This is a genomic window from Novosphingobium silvae, assembly GCF_009856825.1.
Classification (GTDB): domain Bacteria; phylum Pseudomonadota; class Alphaproteobacteria; order Sphingomonadales; family Sphingomonadaceae; genus Novosphingobium; species Novosphingobium silvae.
In genome coordinates, this window is the sequence record NZ_WVTD01000022.1 from 25,650 (window position 1) to 42,490 (window position 16,841).

Consider the following 16,841-nt stretch of genomic DNA (forward strand, 5'->3'; position numbering starts at 1 on the left):
CTGCGTCGGGAAAATTGGTCGATCGTCACACGTCACTCCCTTCAGATGATCATTACATATGCGGCCCCGAGGACGGAGCAGACGCCGAGCACCGGCAGCATGCCGGCCTTGAACCGGAACATGGCGAGGATCGCACCCACCGCCAGCGCTAACGCGGGCCAGTCGACGGACGTCAGGACTGGGAGATCGATGGCGCCGGCCGCGAACGGCACTTCGCGGACTTGCCCGAACAAGGTGTGAATCCCGAACCAGACTGCCAGATTGAGAATGACACCCACCACTGCGGCGGTGATCGCCGAAAGCGCGGCCGACAATGCGCGGTTGCCGCGCAGGCGTTCGATGAACGGCGCGCCGGCGAAGATCCACAGGAAGCAGGGCAGGAAAGTGACCCAGGTGGTGAGAATCGCGCCCAACGTCGCGGCGATGAGCGGCGGCAGTCCGGTGGCCTCGCGGAAGGCTGCCAGAAAGCCGACGAACTGCGTCACCATGATCAGCGGCCCGGGCGTGGTCTCGGCCATGCCGAGCCCGTCGAGCATCTCGCCGGGCTGGAGCCAGCCATAGGTCTCGACTGCCTCCTGCGCGACATAGGCGAGCACCGCATAGGCGCCGCCGAAGGTCACCACCGCCATCTGGCTGAAGAAGGTGGCGATGCGGCTGAACACGTCGTCGGGGCCGAACGCGAACAGCAGCGCTGCGACCGGCCCGAGCCAGAGCAGCAGCAGGACGCCGGAGATGCGCAGCGACCAAGAGAGGTTCGGCCGGGCATGGTCGGGAAGGCCCTCGCCAAGAGCGGTGTCGCGGTCGTGGACTATCTCAGCGCCGGCGGGACCATGTCCGCCGCCGCCCTTGAATGCGGCGTAACCAGCGCGGCCACCGAAGAAGCCGATCAGCGCGGCGGCAAGCACGATCAGCGGGAAGGGCACGTCGAGCACGAAGATCGCGACGAACGCCAGCGCGGCAAAACCGCGCATGACGTTGTTCTTCAAGGCACGCGAACCCACCCGGACCACCGCCTGTAGCACCACCGCCAGCACGGCGGCCTTCAATCCGAAGAACAATCCCTCGACCAGCGGCACTTCGCCGAGCAGCACATAGACATAGCTGAGCCCTAAAATCGCGAGGAAGCCGGGCAGCACGAATAGCGCGCCCGCGACCAGGCCGCCCTTGGTCTTATGGAGCAACCAGCCAATATAGACAGCTAGCTGTTGCGCTTCAGGGCCGGGCAGCAGCATGCAATAGTTGAGCGCGTGGAGGAACCGCTCCTCGCCGATCCAGCGCTTCTCCTCGACCAGGATGCGATGCATCACCGCTATCTGGCCCGCCGGTCCGCCGAAGCTGAGCAGCGCGACCCTGATCCAGACGCGCACCGCCTCGCCAAAGCTGATGCCGTGCTCGTGCAGCGTCTCGACTGCGATTTCAGCGCGTGCGCTGGCCTCCATCTTTAGTCCTCTTTTCGCCGGGTGAAGTGAGCATAGAATCCGTCGAGCGCGGTCGATCCGCGCGCGATCCGCTCCTCGTCGTCGTCGGTGCCGGCACAGATGCCGGCGATAAGCGCGCTCACTCCCGGAGTTTCCGGGCGCTCGAACCGAGCATCGGCAATATCAAGGTCGTGAACAATTTCGCCGAGCGCCCGCAGCGCGGGGTCGGTCTCGAGACCGGTGCGGAACACCAAGGTCTCGAAGGAGCAGCGGTCGCCTTCGTGGGTGAGCTCAGCGTCCGCCATGTCGAACCTCAGTTCGTCAGGCTCCGGCACATATCCTTTGCCCTCGACGAACTTGAAGCTCGCCTCGGGGTCGATGAAGCGGCGAATGAGCCAGGCGGACGCGATGCGATCGACATGGACATGGCGGCGCGTCACCCAAACGCGGCGCTTTAGCTCCGCCGGGGTCAGCTCGGGCGCACTGGGGCCGCTCACATCGGGATGTTGGTGAGAGCGGCGGTCCGCCTCGGTGATGGCGGCCTGTGCCGCCTGCCGACCATGCGCACCGAAAAAGTCGATCGCGGCGACCTCGTTCAGGCGTTTGCGCAGGCGGCCCACATCCGCCGCCGCGACATACTCGCCCTCACACAGCGCGCGCGCCTCGCGTGCCAACTCCTCATAGTCGGCGTCACGCGCAGCGTCGAACACTCCGCGCAGCTCCGCATCGCCCATGCCGCCGACAAGGCGCGCTTCGAGGATCAGCGCCTCGCCGCCATTTTCGGTGATCTCGCGATGCAGTTCTTCGAACAGCGCGCGCGTGTCCTCGCGATTGGGGAGCGCATGGACGGCGTTCTTGAGCGGCGCGGCCCCGATCGCCTGCAAACGCCGCCAGACCTTCACCCGCAAATAGGCAGGCTTAGCCGGAAGCTGCGGGATCAGGAGCAACCAAGGGGAAGCTTGTGTGTTTGTCATAGTTGTATCGTCACTAGCCTACAAGTGTAAGGGTTGCATCACAAGCCTCATGAGCATAGGACTGCTTATCCCGAAGAAAGAAACCGGAGCGCAATGTCGCGGCTCGCCGGCGGCGCGCTCGCATGACGTGAGGCTTTCCGTGTCGAGTGCGCTGATGAAGGATCAATTATGCTGAAAAAGACCATCGCCTTGGGATTCGCCAGCCTCCTGCTGGCAAGCCCGGCATGGGCAGCGCCGGACTGGTCGGCTGTCGACCGGGCGATAGGACGAGCGGGGGCCGAACAGCCGGGGGGCGTTTACCGCTACAGCTTCCCGCGTTCGGACCTGAGCGTCACGCTGGATGGGGTGACGATCAAGCCCTCCCTCGCGCTCGGTTCCTGGGCGGCGTTTCAGCCGATGGGCGACGAGGCGATGGTGATGGGCGATCTCGTGCTGACCCACGACGAGGTGAACCCCGTTTTGAGCCGCCTGCTCGCAAGCGGTTTTACGATCACCGCGCTCCACAATCACCTGCTCCGCTCTTCGCCTGCGACCATGTACATGCACATTGCCGGCCACGGCGACCCGGTGAAGCTCGCGGCCGCGCTCCGGCAAGCGCTATCAGCCAGTCGGACCCCGCTCGCCGCGCCGCAATCGCCTTCGGCCAGCGCAGCCGCATCGCGGCTCGACCTCGATGTGGCCGCGCTCAACCGGTTGATGGGCGGTGAGGGCAAGACGGCCGGTGGCATCCTCCAATACAGCTTTCCGCGCGCCGAGCGGCTGATGGACGGCGATATGGAGACTCCGCCGACGATGGGCACGGCGACCGCGATCAACTTTCAGCCAACCGGGGACGGCCGAGCCGCCATCACCGGCGATTTCGTACTTGTCGCAAACGAGGTCGATCCGGTCCTGCGCGTGCTGCGGACGAACGGGATCGAGGTCACGGCGCTGCATAATCATATGCTAAACGACGAGCCGCGGCTGTTCTTCATGCACTTCTGGGCCAACGACGACGCAGCCAAGCTCGCCCGTGGGCTGCGCGCGGCGCTCGACAGGATGAACAATCAGAGGAGTTGAACTCGGACGACGGCTCATTGGGCCGTAACCGCCGCCCGCCCGACCCCACGGCCCTTATGCAGGAAGTGGAATGGAACATGGCTAGCAAACGAACTCTCACTGTTGTCGCAGGCGTGGGCGCGGCCGCGCTGGCGATCGCGGGCGTGGCGATCGCGCAAAACCACGAGGCGAACGAAAACCGGATAATCGGCAAGCACAGCGAACGAGACATCCCGCTTGCTCAGGTGCCCGAGGCCGCGATGAACGCGGCACGCGCGCAACTCGCGTCAATAAGCAAAGCGGAGCAAGTCACCCGAAAGGCGGACGGAAGCACGCTCTATGAAATCAAGGGCAAGAACAGCGACGGAAAGACGATCGAACTGTTCGTCACGCCCGAAGGCCAGGTGCTCGGCCGCGAATGATGGATCAGCACGGGGCGCCGGCCGTCGAGGGCCGTGCGCCCCTTCCGAAATGATACTGCGGAATAGGAGACGAAAATGCGGCCAAGACGATGGATATTGTTATGCGCCGCTTTGGCCGCCCTGCCTGATAGTGCGATCGGCCAAACCGAACCCGCGTCGGCGACGGGCTCGGCGTTGTTCGTAAGCTGTCAAGCGAATGAGCCGCGATGCGGCGCTTACCTCCAAGGCGTGCTCGACATGATGATCGTCGCGCGAAAAGCGGAATGCCGCGCTCCACGCTATGACCGATCGGCGCTGCGCGCGGCATATTTACGCTGGGCGGAGCAGAATAGCTATTTTATGAGTGTTCATATGGTGGCCGGAGCTGAACGCTCGTTAGCGAAGGCTTGGCCATGTCAGTAGCATCGTACCCCGCGGCGTAGCCTGCCCGGCGGCTGCCTTTGAGGGCAGGCGGAGCGTCCGCCTGGCGGTGAATTCCGCCAGCTCAACGATCCCATGTCGCGCCTCAAGCTCGCTAATTAGCCGATGTTCGCATTATGTCTGCCAAATCGTTGTCTGGCGCACAAACCTTGAGGTGACGCCAGGTGGCGGCGACCCGACTGTTGAGGTCGATGGCCATGGCCGCCAACAGATGCCCGAGGCATGCGAAGAGCACGATCGCAGCCAATGTGGTGGTTGAGCCTTGCCGGTCGGGCATGGGGCTCAGGAGGTCATCGGTTGAACCGGCTCGAACGCATACCCACCCGACGATGCCGGGCAGGAGAAGCAACAGAGCAATAAATAGCTGGTAGCCGAGCGTCATGCCGGCTGCGGGCGTCGACCGCCAGCCTCGGGCTGTCGCTCGGCGATCGGGCGTGCCTCGCGCAGGCACGGGAGCTGGAGCGCCCTGCCCTCACCGCCGATAAGTCGTGGCGGGCTGTGAAGGTGAAAGGGCTGAAGGTCGAGGTGTTGCGATAGCCGGCGACGACCGCTTTGCGCCCCAATGCTGGTCGCTCAGCGAGCGCCCGGGCCTGCCCGGAAGCGGACATTCTGACCTACGATTGTGGTACCGACGGAGGGGCAGGCTACCGTGCATCGGGATCGCGTGTCAGAACCGACCGGTTGTGACACAAAGCTCACGGCGAAAAGCGCCGTTGCTTCAGCGCCCTGCTTTCCTGCAAGCGGTCGGGAAGCGGGGACTGAAGAAGGCTTCTCAAACCATTACAGTGAGAAGGTAGGCTGATCCGAGCGGCACCGACACGATCTAATCAGAGCTTGACTATAAAGCTATCTAGGTAGACTTAATGGCGCATGTCTCGAACACGCGCGCTCTCACCCCAAGCCCGGATGATCCTCGCCGTCCTGCTCGACGCACGTGACGGATGGTCTCACGGCTATGAACTGGCGCGGCTCGCCGGTGTGAAATCCGGCACGCTCTACCCCCTCCTGATCCGTCTGGAAGCGCAGGGCTATCTTGAAGCGGAATGGCAACAGCCTCTGGAGAGGGGACGACCGCCGCGGCACGCCTACCGACTGACGGCCAGCGGGGTGCAGCTCGCCCACGCCAATCCTCCGGGTCAATCGGCGTCACCGGCTTCAGGCCAGCGGGAGGCGACAATATGAGCGTTGGACGTCGGCGCGGCCTTGCCGATCTTGCCTGTCGCGCTCTGCAAGCCACGCTACCTCCCTCCTTGCAATCATGGGGAAGGGCCATCCGTTGCGAAACGGCGGAGATTTCCAACGATACCAAGGCGCTGCTGTTCGCGCTCGACAGTGTGTTCGGCCTCATACCACGCGTGCTCGCGTCGTATCTGCTCCGCCCCTTCGCCTCGCTGATCGGCGAAGGCGCCCTTTCCTCCGAAGGACTAACGACCATGGACTTTCACGAAAGCGCGGCGCGTCGCCCCCGCGCCATAGGTATCGCGTGCGCAACCGCCGCGGTCGCGCTGGGCCTCGCCTACATGGGGGTCGCCGGCGCTCCCGCGCGCTACCTGGGCATCAACCTCGTCGCGCTGGCGATCGGCATGACGCTGCTGGGTCTCGTCGGCCGCGTTATGCTCGCGGGCCCGCGGTGGGCGGGCGGGACGATCGCGGCGATGGCGGGTGCGCTGCTGGCTACCGCCCTGCTCGGCGACGACGTCGACGGCGCGGTGCGGTGGGTACGCCTCGGTGGGCTGTCCATCCAGCCGAGCCTGATCCTGCTGCCCCTGATGGTCGTAGCGTTCGCGCGATGCCGCGACGCGCTCGCGACGGCGGGCATGATCGTCGCCGCCGCCGCGATGGCGATCCAGCCCGACCGTGCGATGGCCGGAATGCTTGCGGCGGGTCTGGGCGTCCTCGCGGTCATGCGCCCCGAAAGGCACCTCATCGCGGCGCTCGGCGCGAGCGTCGCCAGCTTCGCCGCGACGTTGGTCCGTGCCGACACGTTGGCGGCGGTCCCCTATGTCGACCAGATCCTCTACTCGTCCTTCGACGTCCACGCAGCCGCCGGCGCGGCGGTACTGGGTGGCTCGGCCCTGCTCCTCGTTCCTGCGATCGTCGGCTGGCGCCGCGATCCGGCGAATCGCGACTCCTATGCCGCCTTCGGGTTCGTCTGGCTTGCCGGGATCATGGCTGCCGCCCTCGGCAACTACCCGACCCCGATAGTGGGTTACGGCGGAAGCGCGATCATCGGCTATGCCCTGAGCCTTCTGGCGCTGCCGAAGCTGACGGGAGCAGGAGTCGGCGTGGACGCGCAGGCGGCCGGCGAGGCCGAAACGACGCCGCTCGATCGCCATCTGCTCGTCGGCGCGGCCTGATCCGAATGGCCGACGCCCACACGGGCGGCCGCCCTCGCCGCGCGGCCAGCTCGATACTCAAGCGCCCATACCGGTCTTGGCTGCTCGCGATCCTCGTCGCCGCTTCGATCTACTACGCATGGACGGAGATCACGAAGACGCGAGGTGCCCAGAAGGTGTCCTTCGTCCCGGCGGAACAGGCGTGCGGGACGGCGGGCCCGTTCCGCTACTGCGTCAACCGGGACCGGCGGGGCTCCAACGGCGACATCGTCTATCATCTGCACGGTCGGAACCTGGACGAACGCATCTGGAACGACGACACCTACTTGACCGCGATGCTGCAGGGCGAATGGCAGCGTAGCCGGGCGCTGCCGCCCACCGTCGTCACCCTGTCCTACGGATCGACCTGGATTCTGACGCCCAAGGGCGAAAAGGCTGACAGCGGCTTGCTGGACGATCTGATGACGCGCCTGCCGGCGATCGAGGCCAAGGTCGGGCGCCCGCACCGCCGCCTGCTGATGGGCGAGTCGATGGGCGGGCTCAACGTCCTGGTCGCGGGCCTCTCCTACCCATCGCGGTTCGCCAAGGTGGCGGCGTTATGCCCCGGCGTATATGCATCCTCGCCGTTCGCATCGCTGTCTACGATCCGCACGACGGCGGAGCGTACGGGTGCGAACCCCAAGATCGTGTTCGGCGTTTTGCTTATGGCACGGAAGTATTTGGCTAGCGATGCGGAGTGGCGGCGCGTCTCGCCGCTCGATCTGATCGAACGGGCGGGGCCTCACTATCCGGCGCTCTACCTCTCCAACGGTCTGTACGACACCTACGGCAACTTCGAGGGTACTCAGCGACTTGCCGACATGGCTCGCCAGCGCGGGGTCAGAACGGAGTGGCATCCGATTTATGGCGGGCACTGCGCGACCGATACGTCTTCCTTGGCCGCGTTCCTTCTTTCCTAAGCACACCTGCTCTCTCTCAATAGGAGACTTTATCTTGCCAAGAATCCGGGTGGTCATTCCCACGCTCCTTGCAATCGGCATCGCTGGAGCGGCCTGTGGGCAGGCAATGAAGAATGACAGCTCACCCGCGAGAGTCGAGGTTCCGAAGGTAGAACGGGAGGGCGTCTGGCAATCTACCCCTGGCGGCACGCAGGTGCCGCTCTGGCCTGCGAACGTCCCTCTCGCCAAACCCGACAGCGGCGATCGTCCCGAGACGACCGGCAACGGCTCACCCCTTGTGGGGGGAAGAAAATGGCATTGGGCGACCTATGTCACCCGGCCGACCATGACGGTCTATCGGCCGAAGGGGCGCAATACCGGTGTTACGATGCTGGTCCTGCCGGGCGGAGGTTTTTACGCCGTAGCTATGGACCTGGAAGGCACCGAAGTCTGCGATTGGGTGACCCGGCAGGGTATGACCTGCGTCGTGCTCAAGTACCGGACGCCGCAAGTGTGGCCGAAGGAGAACGGAGAGCAGCAGCGACCGAAGGTGCTACTGGGTTTGGAGGACGCCCAGCGCGCGATTGGGTTGCTGCGGCAACGCGCCTCGACCTACGGGATCGACCCGCGCAAGATTGGCGTAATCGGTTTCTCGGCCGGCGCGTATCTCGTGGCGAATATGAGCAACACGGAAGAGCGCACTTATCCGCTTACCGACGCGGCCGACCGACAATCCCCGCGGCCCGACTTCGCGATCGTGGCCTATACGGCCCGCATGTTGGATAACAGCAAGGGGAAGAACAGCCTCGAACTAAAGCCTTGGGTGAAGATCAGCGCGAAGGCGCCGCCCACGCTCATCATTCACGCGATGAACGACTCCGTCGATGATATCCGACAGCCGATGGCTTATGCGCTGGCGCTGAACGACGCCGGCGTGCCGGTCGATATGCGTGTCTACGCGAAGGGTGGTCATGCATTCGGGATGCGGCCGACGGCCGATCCGATAACAACGCAGTGGCCTGGGCAGGTCGAACAATGGCTGCTTAATATAGGCATGCTGTGACGCGGACGACACGACCACGTTCTTAGAGACTCTAAATCGTCTCACATGCTCTGCCGTCTCCTTCAGCGTCTGCGGCAACTCTTAGGGCTTGTACTATGATTCGTTCCTGGCTTTGCGCTGCGCTCCCCTTTATCCTACTCGTTCCGGGCGCGACGGCTTGCGCCGAACAGGTCGCTCCAGAGCCGCCCAAGGTCACTGACGCGCTCCCGCCCATCACCTTTCCCACTAGCGCCGCGCACGACGCGCCCTCGGCACTCGGCCGCCGTTATCAGGTGTGGGTCGACCTACCGCCGTCCTACGCACGTTCTAAGAAGTCGTTGCCGGTCGTCTTCGTCCTCGATCCACACTGGGCGCTCCCGGTGACGCGCTCGGTGCGCTCGCTCGTCGGACAAAGGGGTCGCAATATCGAGGACTTCATCCTGGTCGGTCTTTCCCATGACCAGGACAGGGGCTTGGAGGGGCAACGGCGCGACTACACTCCTACCGATCCCCGACGCGACCCCGCGCACTCTCCGGGGTCATACTCGGCTCCGAGCTACGGTGAGGCGGAAGCATATCGACAGTATATTGAGACGGTCGTGTTCCCCTTGGTCGCTCGGAATTATCGCGTCGACATGAACCGCAAAATCTTGGTGGGGCACTCCTATGGCACGCTGTTCGGCTTCCACGTGCTGTTTACGCGGCCGGAGATGTTCAACGGCTACGTCTTCGGCAGCCCCTCTCTCTGGTTCGATCTCGGGGTGATGTTCCGTACGGAAGAAGCGTGGGCGCGCTCCGGCCGGAAGCTGTCCGCGCGCATACACATGGTGACCGGCAGCTTCGAGGCGATCGCTCCAGGAGCCCGCTACAACACCACCAACGACCTCGTCGCGGATATGGAGCGGATGCGCCGCACGCTGGCCTCACGGGGGCATCCCGGCCTTTTGATCACAAGCGAAATCGCGCAAGGCGAGGACCACCTGACGGTATTCCCCGACGTGGTCACGCGCGGTCTCCTGGCAGTGCTGCCCGGCCATGGGCCATATACGGGCAGCTGAGCAGCAGGGTCACAACCGAACGGTTGTGACACCTTGCGCCTTGGTCCGCTTACCACGCCGATGCGTCCGTAAGCCGACGTTCCGCTTCCGTTTAGAGTTTCGGACGCCGCGAGGCGTCGGAAAGTCGACGGTGCCCGAACCCGCGGGCCGCACGCGGTGCGCTATGGGGATTTCGACTTTGCACTGATCCCGACGGCTGCTGACGGTGCCGATAAGCGGAAGGGTCCGATAGCAGCCGGTCCGATTTTGCGATGACAAAGCAGCCGTAGGATGCCGGTTCGTCCGATTTTGGTGATGCGACTACTGCTTTTGGGCGGGTAATATGCGGACGTCATCGCCGCCGGAAGCGTGGCTGCGGCGGGGTGGAACAGTGTCATGCCGAGCCGGGTCACGGCGCAGGTTGCCCGGATGGAGCGGCTGCGCTCGGCGGACCGCGTGGCGGATGGCAGCGCTGGAAGGTCTCGATGATGACCATGTGCCCGCCGCAGCAAGGGCATGCCGGACGCGGATCGGGCGGTTCGATGGAGGGCTCGTCCGTCGCCGGCGGTGCGATCGCTAGCAGCTGACGGGCGCGTTCGAGATGGGCTTTGCGGGTGCTGGCGGCGAGCAGGCCGTAGTGGCGGATGCGGTGGAAGCCACGAGGCAGGCAGTGCAGCAGGAAGCGGCGGATGAACTCGTCGGCGCCGAGCGTCATGATCTGCTGCCGGTCTGGGGCAGAGCGACGATAATCCTTGTAGCGGAACGTTACGCCATCCTCGTCGAAGGAGATGAGCCGACTGTTCGAGATCGCGACCCGGTGGGTGTAGCGCGAGAGATAGGCGAGCACGGCCTCGGGCCCGGCGAACGGCGGCTTGGCATATACCACCCAGCGCTTCTTCCTCACCGGTGACAGATGGCGCAGCAACGCACGGCGGTCGGCCAACTCCGCCAGCTTACCGAAGAAGGCGAGCTTGCCGGCATCGTGAAGCGCCAGCAGCCGGGTCAGGAACAGACGGCGGAACAAAGCGCCCAGCACGCGCACCGGCAGGAGGAAGGCCGGGCGGGACGATATCCATCGGTCCCCGTCCAGCGCGATACCGCCGCCCGGCACGATCATGTGGATGTGCGGATGATGGGTCATGGCCGAGCCCCAGGTGTGGAGCACGGCGGTGATGCCGATGCGCGCACCCAGATGCTTGGGATCGGCAGCGATGGTCAGCATGGTCTGCGAGGCGGTCTTGAACAGCAGGTCGTAGAGCAGAGCCTTGTTGTGGAACGCGATGGCGGCGATCTCGGCGGGCAGCGTGAACACGAGGTGGAAATAGCCGACCGGCAGCAGGTCGGCCTCGCGCGCGGCGAGCCAGGTCCGCGCGGCGGCGCCCTGGCACTTGGGGCAGTGGCGGTTGCGGCAGGAGTTGTAGGCGATCCGCCAATGGCCGCAGTCGGTGCAGGCCTCGACGTGCCCGCCCAGCGCGGCGGTGCGACAGTGCTCGATCGCCGACATGACCTTGAGCTGATGCAGGCTCAGGTGCCCGGCATGGGCGGCCCGATAAGCAGGCCCGGCAGCACGGAAGACGTCGGCAACCTCGAGCGAGGTGCGCACCGGCTCTCAGCCGCTCGGCACCTCGTTATCCGGTGCCGCCAAGGCCAGTCGGTCGAGCGGGCTGACAACTGCCCGCATCGTCTTCGTTGCCACCTTGGTGTAGAAGGCCGTGGTGTTGAGCTTGGCATGGCCGAGCAGTGCCTGGATAACGCGGATATCGACGCCGTCCTCGAGCAGATGCGTCGCAAAACTGTGCCGTAGGGTGTGCGGTCCGACCCGCTTGGCGATATCGGCTGCCTCTGCCGCTTGAACGACGACCCGGTAGAGCTGGCGGGTGCTGATCGGCACCGTCGCGTTCTGACCTGGGAAGAGCCAGCCATCGGCATGAAGCACACCCTGTTGCCGCCCCGCGCGCCACCACTCCCGCAGCAGCACAAGCAGACCTTCGGGCAGCATGGCGTTGCGATAGCGTCCACCCTTGCCGCGTTCGATCCTGAGCAGCATGCGCTTGCTGTCGATATCGCACACCTTGAGCGCCGAGACCTCGCCGACCCGCAGCCCCGCACCGTAGGCCACCGACAGCGCGGCCTGGTGCTTGAGGCAGGTCGTGGCGTCGAGGAGCCGCTTCACCTCGGGCTGGGTCAGCACCACCGGGATCTTGCGAGCATGAGCGGTGCGGACCAGCTTGCGGGCAAGCCCGGGCCGGTCGAGGGTGTGGGTGAAGAGGAAACGCAGCGCAGCCACGATGCTGTTCATGGTCGGCGCCGGCACCCCGGCTTCCCGTTGCTCAATCTGGAACCGCCGGACATCCTCGGCGGTCGCGGTGTGGGGCGAGCGCGCCAGCCAGGTCGCGAACCGCCCGACATCGCGCAGATAGTTGCGCTGCGTCTCCGGGCTGAACCGGCGCATGGTCATATCCTCGATCAGCCGCTGGCGCAGCGGGCTGATGGGCGAAACAGGTACAAGATCGTTCATCTCTCGACTCCTCGGTTGAAGGAGCCGGAATGGTCGGCCTTGTTCGATCTACTCGCTACGTTCTTGCTCTGGCGTCACCCGCGCCGCCAGCACCCCTCCCGCGAAGCGGGTTCGTGCTTCGGCCCAAAAGCCTCCTCTTTCAGCGTTCCCCGCTTGGCCAATGACGGCCGAGGAGATGAACCATGGGATACTCTCGATTTGACCCCGCAATACAAGCCCGTGCAGCCTGGAACGCCGGCAAGACCGTTGGCACCAAGCGACCTCTGACGCAGAAGCAAATCTGGGCGATACGCTTCCACCTAGATCGCGAAGGCCGTCTCCGGGACAAGGCTCTCTTCGATCTCGCGATCGACAGCAAACTGCGTGGCTGTGATCTCGTCAAGGTCAAGATTGGCGATGTCGTTGCTGGCGCGGACATTCGCAATCGCGCCATTGTCATCCAGCAAAAGACCAACCGTCCCGTCCAATTCGAACTGACAGCGGATGTTCGCGCGACTCTGATCGCCTGGCTAGAGCGACGCGGCGGTTCGGCTCACGATTATCTATTTCCGAGCCGCGTCGATCTCCATGGCCATATGAGCACACGCCAGTATGCCCGCCTCGTCGATGAGTGGGTGACCGCCATCGGTTTGCGTAAGGCTGAGTACGGCACTCACTCGCTGCGGCGAACGAAAGCTGCGATGATCTACCGTGCCACCGGCAATATCCGAGCTATCCAAATTCTGCTCGGCCACACCAAGATCGAAAACACGGTTCGGTACCTTGGTGTCGACCTCGAGGATGCCTTACTGTTGGCGGAGCGCACCGAAATCTGACACAGCAAGCGGTCGACCGACCTATTCGGTCGGCCGCTTTGAGGCGGCGTTAGAATGGCGTGATCGACCGAAATTGGGTGTATTCTGTTGAAGAAGTCGCTGCTGGTTCGGGTTAAAGACCGTTTTGGACAGCGGTCGAGCGGAGGCCCCGGTCGCTTCAGGCGGTTGCGAGGCCCGGCATCGGCTTCATCTTGGCCAGTTTACGGAGGTTCTGGGCTGCTGCTGCGAGGTGGAACTCGTCTTTCGCTCCATTTGGGCCACGTAGGCGCAAGCGGTCCAGCTTCAGGATGCGTTTGAGGTGGGCGAACAGCATCTCGACCTTCTTTCGCTGGCGACTGGAGACGAGGAAAGCGTCGCTGGCGGTGATCTCGCGCGTCAGATCGCGCGCGCCCTCATGCACTGAGCGGGTCACCTTGCGAGCGGGTATGTTGGGTGTGCAACGCTGGCGCAGGGCGCAGGCCTGACAGTCCTGCTGCCGCGCGCGGTAACGGATCGACCCGTCCTTATCGATCCCGCTGCGCGGTGTGCTGAAGTTGCGGTTTGAGCGTCGCAGTCGATTGCCACCCGGGCAGATGTAGCTGTCGTCTTCGTGGTCATAGGTGAAGGCGGATCGCTCGAAGGTACCGTTGTTGCGCGCGGATTTCTCGAACACCGGGATATGCGGCTCGATGCCTCTCTCCTCGACGAGCCAGGCCAGGTTCGGCGCTGAGCCATAGGCGGTATCGGCCACGAGCTTTTCGGGCCACAGGCCGAAGCGGTCCTGCGTTCGCTCGATCATCCGCCGCTGGGCAAGCACCTCGGCCTGCCGGATCGCGGTCGTCGCCTCGACGTCGACGATGACGGCGTGGTCGAGATCGATCAGGTAGTTGGTGCTGTAGGCGTAGAAGGCCCGCTCGCGCGTAGCCGCGGTCCAGCGCGCAGCGGGATCGGTGATGTTGATGCGCTTGGGTGGGACCGGGGTCGATCCGCCGAACGCGGCATCATCGAGCACTTCGAGATACTCGGCCACGGCGCGGCCCGCAGCCTCGGGTGGCAGGCCCTCTTCACCAGACACCGAACGCTGGCGATGCACATCGGCGCGGATCAGGCTGGCATCGACCGCGAAGCCTTCAGCACCCACCAGCCCTTCGGCCATGCAGCGCTCGACGGTCATCTCGAAGAGCTTGCGCAGCAGGTCGCTGTCGCGGAACCGGCCGTGCCGGTTCTTGGAGAAGGTGGAGTGATCGGGCACCGACCCCTCGAGATCGAGCCGGCAGAACCAGCGATAGGCGAGGTTGAGGTGCACCTCCTCGCACAAGCGGCGCTCCGAGCGTATGCCCATGCAGTAGCCGATGATCAGCATCCGGACCATCAGTTCCGGATCGATCGAGGGCCGCCCCATCGAACTGTAAAACGGCTTCAGGTACTCGCGGATGCCGGTGAGATCGACGAACCGGTCGATTGCGCGCAGCAGGTGATCGCCTGGCACGTGATCCTCGATGCGGAAGCTGTAGAACAGCGCCTCCTGCATCACCGTCCGCTCGCCCATCATCGTCACGTCTCCACTTGCCTGCGAAAACTGAATCAGGACTTCACGCCGATCGCAAGCGAGACTTTTTCAACGGAATAGGGTGGAAAGCTGACATTCACGACAACGCTCGTTCTGTCCATCGTCGTGGCGACTGGAACGCAAGTCGGAGTCAACTTATGGAGCGAGAACGCCCCATGCGGGCCGATGAGAGAACGCAGTAAATGGCCTGGCTTCTTGAGCGTGAGAACACGACGGTAGCGACCGTCAAGTTCGACATGGAGCCATCATGCTCCGAAATAATGATACCTTACGAACTTCTGGAACAGCGCGGTCTTGCTCATGTTTCGGCTCGTCCCACCCGCGCGGCCATCGATATCGACGATCAGTTTTGGCCGAAACGCGCACGACTGAAAACGCCACGAAAATCGCTTCCCGATTGGGTTGGGTTCTGCTCCTTCTGGGGGGTTAGCCAGCCATTCCGTGATTGCATTGATGGCCTGGAGCCCGGGCTTCACGAATTCAGGGCGGTAGAGGTGCTTCGCTCCGACGGGGCACCCTTTGAGGTTTCATATTATGCCATCAACGTTCGCCGGGCAATATCCGATGCCGTCGATTGGCAGAAAACCGATGTCCCGTCGAAAGAATACAAACATGGGCGCAAGATGCTGGGACTAAAGACTCTGGCAGAGACGCGCAATATTGTCATGAAAAGATCAGCAATAGGGGGCTCCCATTTGTGGGTTCCAGACGAGTTAATCACGTCGGCTATCGCTGTATCTAATGAACTCTACACATTGCTGGGACAGAGGAAACTTCTAACTGGCGTTGCCTGTTTTCGTGTTATCGAAGAATGATGAGGCCAGAGGCATGGGCAATAATCATCAGGGATTTATGCTGGTTTTCGGGAACGGCCGCAATTGATGTCGTGGACGGCTCTCCACCCCGCGGGATAATTTCTGCGGATGAGTCGGAGAGGAGAGTGACGATGGAGCAAGTATCGGTTGTTGGGCTGGATCTGGCAAAGTCTGTTTTCCAGGTCCACGGTGTCAACGCGCAGGGCGAAGCAGTGCTGCGGCGCAGGCTGACGCGCGGTCAGCTGGTGAAGCTGTTCGAGAAGCTGCCGCCGTGCCTCGTTGGGATGGAAGCCTGCGCCTCGGCCCACTACTGGGCGCGCGAGCTGACCGCGCTGGGACATGAGGTCAAGCTGATGCCGCCGCAATACGTGAAGCCCTATGTGAAGCGCGGCAAGAACGATGCTGCCGATGCCGAGGCGATCTGCGAAGCTGTGACCCGTCCGACGATGCGGTTCGTTGGCGCGAAGTCACCGGACCAGCAGGCGACCATGATGCTGCACCGGGTGCGCAAGATCTTGACCCGCCAGCGCACCCAGATCAGCAACGCCCTGCGTGCCCACATGGCCGAGTTCGGTATCACCGCAGCCATCGGGCGCGGAGGACTGGAGCGCCTGATCGCGGTCATCGCCGATCAGGATGATGCGCGCTTGCCTGACGAGGCTCGGGCCTGCCTTGCGGTGCTCTGCACCCAGCTCGAGATGGTCAAGGAGCAGATCCTCGACAATGACCGGCGCATCCTGGCCGATGCCCGCAAGACCGAGGCAGGTCGCAGGCTCATGAAGATACCAGGCATCGGTCCGCTGCTGGCCAGTGCGATCGTGGCTTGCGTGCCCGACCCTTCTACCTTCGGCGGCGGACGAAGCTTGTCGGCATGGATCGGCCTCACACCGCGCCAGAACTCGAGCGGCGGCAAGGAGCGGCTCGGCAGCATCACCAAAGCCGGCAACCCCTACCTGCGCGAGTTGCTCGTGGTCGGTGCCATGGCGGTGGTCCGGCGCGCCAGGCAAGGCAGCACCAAGCGGCCATGGGTGGCGCAACTGCTGGCCCGCAAGAAGCCCAAGGTTGCCGCTGTCGCGCTCGCGAACAAGAACGCCCGGATCATCTGGGCGATGATGGCGACCGGCGAGCCTTACCGGGAACCGGAGCTGGCAGCCGCCTGAGAGATCGCGCCCTAGGGCGTCACACGAGTTGGAAAGGGCAGACTGAACTGACGCAACAAGCCGGTTGAAACCGCCGGAGCAGGAGAACCCGAGCGACCCCAGCACTTCGAGTGCGTGCAATTGGGAGGGACCTGAACCGCGCGAATGGCATCAGGGCCAGCGGCCATGCAAAGCCGCGCAAACAGGCCGGACACATGGGCGCCACGACCAGCCAGCGCAGGACAGAAACACCCTTGCCAACGGAGAGCCGTCCACACAGGGGTCGCTTCCTGAATGGCAGAAATTTTTCAGAAGCATGGCAAAGCTGCAAGACCGCTTTTGGGATCAAGCCCAGGCTTCCGTTTCGACTGAAACTGGGT

17 protein-coding genes are annotated in these 16,841 nt (G+C 63.9%); 11 read left to right on the forward strand and 6 right to left on the reverse strand.

The window, feature by feature from the left end; translation table 11 throughout:
- Positions 1 to 41 precede the first annotated feature (41 nt).
- A complete protein-coding gene (gene chrA / locus GR702_RS19165) occupies positions 42 to 1,439 on the reverse strand; it encodes a chromate efflux transporter (RefSeq protein WP_062342956.1) in 1,398 nt (465 codons plus the stop codon).
- Positions 1,440 to 1,441: 2 nt separating this feature from the next.
- Positions 1,442 to 2,392 (reverse strand): chromate resistance protein ChrB domain-containing protein, encoded by a 951-nt coding sequence (locus tag GR702_RS19170; RefSeq protein ID WP_237449821.1) that lies wholly within the window; start codon positions 2,390 to 2,392, stop codon positions 1,442 to 1,444.
- A 168-nt stretch (positions 2,393 to 2,560) separates the two neighbouring features.
- On the opposite strand from GR702_RS19170, the gene GR702_RS19175 reads away from it, so the two are divergent.
- From GR702_RS19175 to GR702_RS22810, 3 genes are all read left to right on the forward strand, one after another.
- On the forward strand, positions 2,561 to 3,451 hold the full coding sequence (locus GR702_RS19175) for a DUF1259 domain-containing protein (RefSeq protein WP_066659794.1): 891 nt from the start codon (positions 2,561 to 2,563) through the stop codon (positions 3,449 to 3,451).
- A 77-nt stretch (positions 3,452 to 3,528) separates the two neighbouring features.
- A complete protein-coding gene (locus tag GR702_RS19180; protein WP_202408384.1) occupies positions 3,529 to 3,852 on the forward strand; it encodes a PepSY domain-containing protein in 324 nt (107 codons plus the stop codon).
- Positions 3,853 to 3,927: 75 nt separating this feature from the next.
- Complete coding sequence (locus GR702_RS22810) at positions 3,928 to 4,254, forward strand: Rap1a/Tai family immunity protein (protein ID WP_223178489.1); 327 nt, start codon at positions 3,928 to 3,930, stop codon at positions 4,252 to 4,254.
- 112 nt (positions 4,255 to 4,366) lie between these two features.
- Here the strand turns inward: GR702_RS22810 and GR702_RS19185 are convergent, their stop codons facing one another.
- Entirely contained in the window at positions 4,367 to 4,654 is a 288-nt protein-coding gene (locus GR702_RS19185; protein ID WP_062342959.1) for a hypothetical protein, read from the reverse strand.
- Between the two features lie 488 nt (positions 4,655 to 5,142).
- Between GR702_RS19185 and GR702_RS19190 the strand changes: the two genes are divergently transcribed.
- The 5 genes from GR702_RS19190 to GR702_RS19210 all read left to right on the forward strand — a co-directional run bounded on the left by GR702_RS19190 (position 5,143) and on the right by GR702_RS19210 (position 9,646).
- Entirely contained in the window at positions 5,143 to 5,454 is a 312-nt protein-coding gene (locus tag GR702_RS19190) for a PadR family transcriptional regulator (RefSeq protein ID WP_081096815.1), read from the forward strand.
- Positions 5,451 to 6,629: a putative peptidoglycan glycosyltransferase FtsW/RodA gene (locus GR702_RS22165; RefSeq protein WP_196490289.1), complete on the forward strand. Its 1,179-nt coding sequence runs from the start codon at positions 5,451 to 5,453 to the stop codon at positions 6,627 to 6,629. The genes GR702_RS19190 and GR702_RS22165 overlap by 4 nt, the downstream gene beginning before the upstream one ends.
- Before the next feature lie 5 nt (positions 6,630 to 6,634).
- Positions 6,635 to 7,567 (forward strand): alpha/beta hydrolase-fold protein, encoded by a 933-nt coding sequence (locus GR702_RS19200; protein ID WP_062342963.1) that lies wholly within the window; start codon positions 6,635 to 6,637, stop codon positions 7,565 to 7,567.
- 49 nt (positions 7,568 to 7,616) lie between these two features.
- Positions 7,617 to 8,609, forward strand: a complete 993-nt coding sequence (locus GR702_RS19205) for an alpha/beta hydrolase (protein WP_337192648.1) — start codon at positions 7,617 to 7,619, stop codon at positions 8,607 to 8,609.
- A 95-nt stretch (positions 8,610 to 8,704) separates the two neighbouring features.
- Positions 8,705 to 9,646, forward strand: a complete 942-nt coding sequence (locus GR702_RS19210) for an alpha/beta hydrolase (protein ID WP_062342967.1) — start codon at positions 8,705 to 8,707, stop codon at positions 9,644 to 9,646.
- A gap of 388 nt (positions 9,647 to 10,034) precedes the next feature.
- Here GR702_RS19210 and GR702_RS19215 read toward each other — a convergent pair whose 3' ends face one another.
- A complete protein-coding gene (locus GR702_RS19215) occupies positions 10,035 to 11,228 on the reverse strand; it encodes an IS91 family transposase (RefSeq protein ID WP_160987268.1) in 1,194 nt (397 codons plus the stop codon).
- Between the two features lie 6 nt (positions 11,229 to 11,234).
- On the reverse strand, positions 11,235 to 12,143 hold the full coding sequence (locus GR702_RS19220; protein ID WP_160987269.1) for a tyrosine-type recombinase/integrase: 909 nt from the start codon (positions 12,141 to 12,143) through the stop codon (positions 11,235 to 11,237).
- Positions 12,144 to 12,325: 182 nt separating this feature from the next.
- Between GR702_RS19220 and GR702_RS19225 the strand changes: the two genes are divergently transcribed.
- Complete coding sequence (locus tag GR702_RS19225) at positions 12,326 to 12,958, forward strand: tyrosine-type recombinase/integrase (RefSeq protein ID WP_053556534.1); 633 nt, start codon at positions 12,326 to 12,328, stop codon at positions 12,956 to 12,958.
- 157 nt (positions 12,959 to 13,115) lie between these two features.
- Here the strand turns inward: GR702_RS19225 and GR702_RS19230 are convergent, their stop codons facing one another.
- Entirely contained in the window at positions 13,116 to 14,489 is a 1,374-nt protein-coding gene (locus GR702_RS19230; RefSeq protein ID WP_160987272.1) for a transposase, read from the reverse strand.
- A gap of 200 nt (positions 14,490 to 14,689) precedes the next feature.
- Here GR702_RS19230 and GR702_RS19235 point away from each other — a divergent pair, with 200 nt between their 5' ends.
- Together GR702_RS19235 and GR702_RS19240 are read left to right on the forward strand one after the other, a co-directional pair.
- A complete protein-coding gene (locus GR702_RS19235) occupies positions 14,690 to 15,322 on the forward strand; it encodes an imm11 family protein (protein WP_067399893.1) in 633 nt (210 codons plus the stop codon).
- Between the two features lie 131 nt (positions 15,323 to 15,453).
- Positions 15,454 to 16,482, forward strand: a complete 1,029-nt coding sequence (locus tag GR702_RS19240; protein WP_160987270.1) for an IS110 family RNA-guided transposase — start codon at positions 15,454 to 15,456, stop codon at positions 16,480 to 16,482.
- The last annotated feature ends 359 nt before the right edge of the window (positions 16,483 to 16,841 follow it).